This is a genomic window from Streptomyces sp. NPDC104096, assembly GCF_055584385.1.
In genome coordinates this window covers 1-4,632 of sequence record NZ_JBVJMD010000134.1, presented here as the reverse complement: position 1 = coordinate 4,632, position 4,632 = coordinate 1, and the positions used below count along the sequence as shown (strand labels likewise).

Below are 4,632 nucleotides of genomic sequence, written 5' to 3'. Positions count from 1 at the left end.
CGGCCTCGCCGAATCCCTGGACGCCCTAGAACACCGGCGCACGACGACAACCGCCGACGACGCCTGACTCCCCTCGCGCAGAGTCGCATCATGCGGATGCGGTGCGGCCCGCCCCGAACCACGCCGACGGCGGGCAACGGGTCAGTCTCGGCCCGAGTCCACGTCCGTTCATGACGCTCCCACAGGAAGAGACCCCGTCTTCGCTGAAGGGAAAGACGCCAGCCCCCGAGCGCCGCAACGGGAGGTGGTCGCCACACGGGCCGCCGCCGGTTGCGAGATGTCCCGTTCGCCGGTCGAGCGGGTGGGGCGAAAACGCGGACCGCTCCAGCCATCGACTATCAGACCTGTTCAGAGCTGTGATCAGTTGGCGGGACAGAGGCTGCGCAACCGGATGAGCACGCCACGCAGCCCAAGCCCCGCCACGCAGCCGGCGGGCCTCTTGTCGAAACGCGTGGCCAGCAACCGGGCGTGCCACCAGATCTCCGTCCCGTCGATGATCCCGGTCTGGCCCTCGACGCCCAGGTACTCGACGACTTCGGCAAGCATGCGCAGCCGGACGCCCAGCGCGACCGTGCATCCCCGCTGCGCGCGCAGGGGACGCACCTCCCCGATGGCACGGGTGATGGTGGAACGGTCCGCGCCGCACCAATAGGCCAGCACGTCATGAGTGGTGCCATGGCACAGACTCACCAGCGGGGCCGACAGCCGGTCGACGAACACAATCCCGTGCTTCGCCTCGGCTCCCACAACCCGCCGCCCGGCCGAGGCGTCAGGCATGCCTAATGCTGTGCGCGCCGGCGATCCCCCTCTGCGACAGTCCTGTGACCCGGTACGCCGTCACGATCAACGTACGCGCCTCCAGTTCCTACCATGCCCAGTTCAACGAGGTACCCGGCCACCGAGCCACGGCCAACCGTGCAAGAGGTCGTCAGTGCCGTCCGCCCGCGAACCGTCCGGCGTCCTGGGGGACGAACCGCAGATACGGAAGCTCCGTTCGTTCGACCGTGGTGCGGAGCAGTCTCAGCAGAGCCCCGGGATCAGGCGGCGTTCCACTGGTGGGGGCGGGCGCCGCGCCATTCGATCCAATGGTCGTCGTCCATCACGGGATCGGGGTCGTCGATGCCTGCGTTCTGGAGGAAGACGACGAGGTCGTGGTCGCTGTAGGCGGTGCCGAGGATCTCGTCCCAGCCGTGGGAGTGCACCGTCACCCTCCGCCCGCCCGAACGGGAAAGAGGATGCACGACGATCGGCGCTCGGCTGGTGACCATGGCGTCCGACGAGTACCCCACCGGCCCGCCCAAGGAAACGGTCCTGAGCCCCTCGAGACACAACCGGACACCCCCATCTCTGCACCGCCCTGTTCGGGTCGGCGACCGCCACGGTCGGCTGCCGTCCAGGCCCCGCTGGAGGAGCCGGTGCCGGTGGCCGGGCCGCGCAGGACGGTGGTCCGCCGTGAGGACGGGGTGCCGGTGGAGGTCCTCGGACCGGATTACCGGCGGGTCGCGGCCGCGCTCGACGAGGCCAGCGAGGACAGTCCCACCACACGGCAGACGGTGGTGGCATTGGGCTGCGACACCTCGGTCGCGTCCCAGGTCGAAGGCACCCGGGCGAGGTCGAAGCAATTGGTGGAGCGGGGTTGGCTGGCCGAGGACACTCGCCCTGGGGCCCGTCATCCGCGCGCGGACGGACCGGACGTGGCGCCGGTACGCGTATCGCTCTCAGGTTCCGTCAGCGGACGAAAGGGTCGTACGGGCTTCTCAAGCGCGTCGGTCTGGGTAGCGCCGTCCGTGGATTTCGCGTCATGTCCGCTCTCTCTTGGGAAAGACGTACTCGTCGAGAAGCAGGCCGACGGCAGCGGCCGCCGGGATGGCGACAAGCGCGCCGATGATGCCCAGGAGCGCGCCGCCGACCAGCACGGCGAGGATGGTGACCAGTGGGTGGACGTCGACGGCGAACTTCATGGCCCTCGGCACGATGAGATAGTCCTCGGCGAGGCGGAAGACGATGTAGAAGACGGCTGTCGCGATCGCTATCGGAAGGGACACGGACAGCGCGACGAGGCTGACGACGATGCCGGCGAGGGTCGAACCGACGATCGGAATCAGGTCCATCAGGGCGGTGAAGATGCCCAGGGCAGCGGGATACGGGACACCGAGGGCCGCGCACCAGCCGTAGGTCGCCACCCCGGCGATCCCCGAGGTGACGAGGTTGCCGAGCATGAACTTGCCTATCCGGCTCATGATCTCTTCGGTCACGCCCTCGACCCGCTCGCGGCGGCTGGCCGCCACGAAGCGGAAGCAGAACTGTTTGACGGCCGGCAGCGCCGCCATGCAGTAGAGGGTCACTATGATCACGATCGCCCCGGCGGTGAGAGCGCTCAGGACCATGCGGCCCGCGCCCAGGACTCCGCCGGCCAGGCCGGTCGCTCCGCCGCCCGAGTCGATCTCTCGCTTGGCCGTCTCGACCAGGTGATAGCGGTCCTCCAGGCGCCCGATCGCCGAGTGGTGGTTGTGAAGCTGTTGCAACCAGCCCGGCACGGCATCGACCAGTGCAGAGATCTCCCTGGTCACCGGCGGGACGACCAGAGCCAGGAAACCGCCGAGCACCAGCAGGAATCCCGTCAGCACGATCACAACGGCCCAGCCGCGCCGCAGACCCCGGCGCGTGAACCACACGACGAGCGGTTCCAGGCTGATCGCGATGAACACGGCCAGCAGCAGCAAGGTCAGCACCGAACTGACCCGCAGAACCGTCTGGACCGCCAGCCACGCCATGCTCGCCCCCAGGCCCAGGGCGAACCCCACGGCCACCCACGACCGCCCCCGTCCGCGGGAATCCCGGCGCGAAGGCTGAGGGAGCTCGGGCCAGAACGCCGGTACGCCCGCCGCGGGGCCTGCGTCAGGGGCGTGCCCGCCCGTCGCCTCCACGGCGCCGTGCTCCTCACGAGCGGCCCCGGGCCCGGACTGCGCAGACATCGCGACGCCTCTCCTCGGCTGGCTCGGACGAGCGCCGGTGTCACCGGGGCATCGTCCGAGGCCGGTTGGTGGCAGTCCTCGCCGAGTACCCAGACACTCCTCCGAAACCACGCGCGGCAACTGAGTGCCCACACAAGGAGGTGCGCCACCGGCATGGCGGGCCAACACAACGCCGGCAGCCCGCCCGGATCGGCGGTCCCTGGATACCGGGGCGGGGTGCCGCCAGCGGCAGCTCCGCCGGTCCTCCCCCACTCGCCAAAAACTTCCTGCAGCCGGCTTCCGAGCGTGGGAGGGCGCTCCGCCAGGGGCTTAAGACGCTGGTGACACGGGTACGGCGTCACAGTTTCGCGACATATCGTTACTTAACGACACACGGGCGTGCTGAGTGTGCCTGCCGGTACGCCCTCCCTGCGTCGACCAAGAAAGGAGTGAGCGGGAACGCTCGCTTCGGCATGAAGCGGAAGACGGCCTTCGGCGTCACCGCCCTCATCGCGGTCACGGCCGCGACCCTGCCGGCGGCTGCCTCCGCCGCTCCCAGGGACTACGGGAGTGTGGTCTCCCGCAACGAGATCGGCTCTCCCGACGTCGAACTGCACAACGGCCCGTTCGCTGCGGTGGGCCTCGAGGGCACGATCTCCCAGCCGCCGTACGGGACCGGCAGCCTCGGCATCCAGGGGGCGAACGCCTCCACCACCCTGCCACCAGGTGCGGAGAAAGCGCTCTTCGGCGACGAAGTCGACTTCCTCGGCCAGAAATTCCTCGACCTGGGCCAGGTCGGCTTCCACGTCTTCCAGACCGCCTTCAACGTGGAGAACGGCGGCGTGAACAACATGCCGAACATCTCCATCGAGATCAATCCGCGCATCAGCGGGCACCCGCTCGACATCTTCGCCACGCTCGTGTGGAACCCGCAGGGCAGCCTGCCCAACCGCTGGAGCCCGTACCTGAACGCCGCCACGATCGGCAGCTGGTACATCACGGGCGACACGGCCACCACCATCGGTGTCTGCGCCCAGAGCGCGCCCTGCACCCTCTTGGACCTCAAGGCCGCTTTCCGCACCGCCCACACCCAGCGACCATCGACACCGTCGGCATCAGCATGGGCCGCGGCTACCCGTGGTCCGGCGCCGTCGATGGCCTGCGCATCAGCGGCAACATCTACGACTTCGAAACCAGCGGCGTCGTATCCCGCCGCGTCGGCGGCTGAGCCGCACAGGGACCGGCGCACGAGCCGGACCTCCGGATCACCGAGCGGCGAAACGCCAGCGGTGACCCGACGGCCGCCGGGACGGAAGACCATTCCGCCCCGGCGGGCTTCAAGTCTCGCCACCCCCCATGATCAGAGCCGGTCCGGCATGCTGTGGCGGCCGTGGAGGTTGTCGGCTCCACGGGTGGTGTCGCGGTCGCGGGCGGCCGAGGCGGCGGCGCAGGCGAGGACGGTGGCGATGACTCCGGTGATGAGGTTGCTGGTGATGGAGCGTGTATGGGCGACGTCGCCGGCGACGACCCAGGGGGCGACGCAGGTCCAGATGCCGATGGCCGCGGCGGCCCAGGCCATGGAATGGGTGCGTTCGTAGGAGTTGCCGAGACCGCCCAGGAGCAGCATGTAGGCGATGCCGGCGATGAGGTTGGTGACGGCGAGGGTGGTGAAGCCGTT

5 protein-coding genes are annotated in these 4,632 nt (G+C 69.3%); all 5 read right to left on the bottom strand.

Annotated elements, in window-relative coordinates:
* Positions 1–360: 360 nt before the first annotated feature.
* Positions 361–777, bottom strand: coding sequence for a helix-turn-helix domain-containing protein (locus tag ACZ60B_RS42585; RefSeq protein ID WP_469397372.1), 417 nt, complete (start codon positions 775–777; stop codon positions 361–363).
* A 260-nt stretch (positions 778–1,037) separates the two neighbouring features.
* Complete coding sequence (locus ACZ60B_RS42580) at positions 1,038–1,208, bottom strand: hypothetical protein (RefSeq protein ID WP_469397369.1); 171 nt, start codon at positions 1,206–1,208, stop codon at positions 1,038–1,040.
* A gap of 591 nt (positions 1,209–1,799) precedes the next feature.
* Positions 1,800–2,927 (bottom strand): AI-2E family transporter, encoded by a 1,128-nt coding sequence (locus ACZ60B_RS42575; RefSeq protein ID WP_469397367.1) that lies wholly within the window; start codon positions 2,925–2,927, stop codon positions 1,800–1,802.
* Positions 2,928–3,516: 589 nt separating this feature from the next.
* Positions 3,517–4,275: a hypothetical protein gene (locus ACZ60B_RS42570; RefSeq protein ID WP_469397364.1), complete on the bottom strand. Its 759-nt coding sequence runs from the start codon at positions 4,273–4,275 to the stop codon at positions 3,517–3,519.
* 39 nt (positions 4,276–4,314) lie between these two features.
* The coding region (locus ACZ60B_RS42565; RefSeq protein WP_469397362.1) for an SPW repeat protein at positions 4,315–4,632 on the bottom strand (318 nt) is incomplete at its 5' end.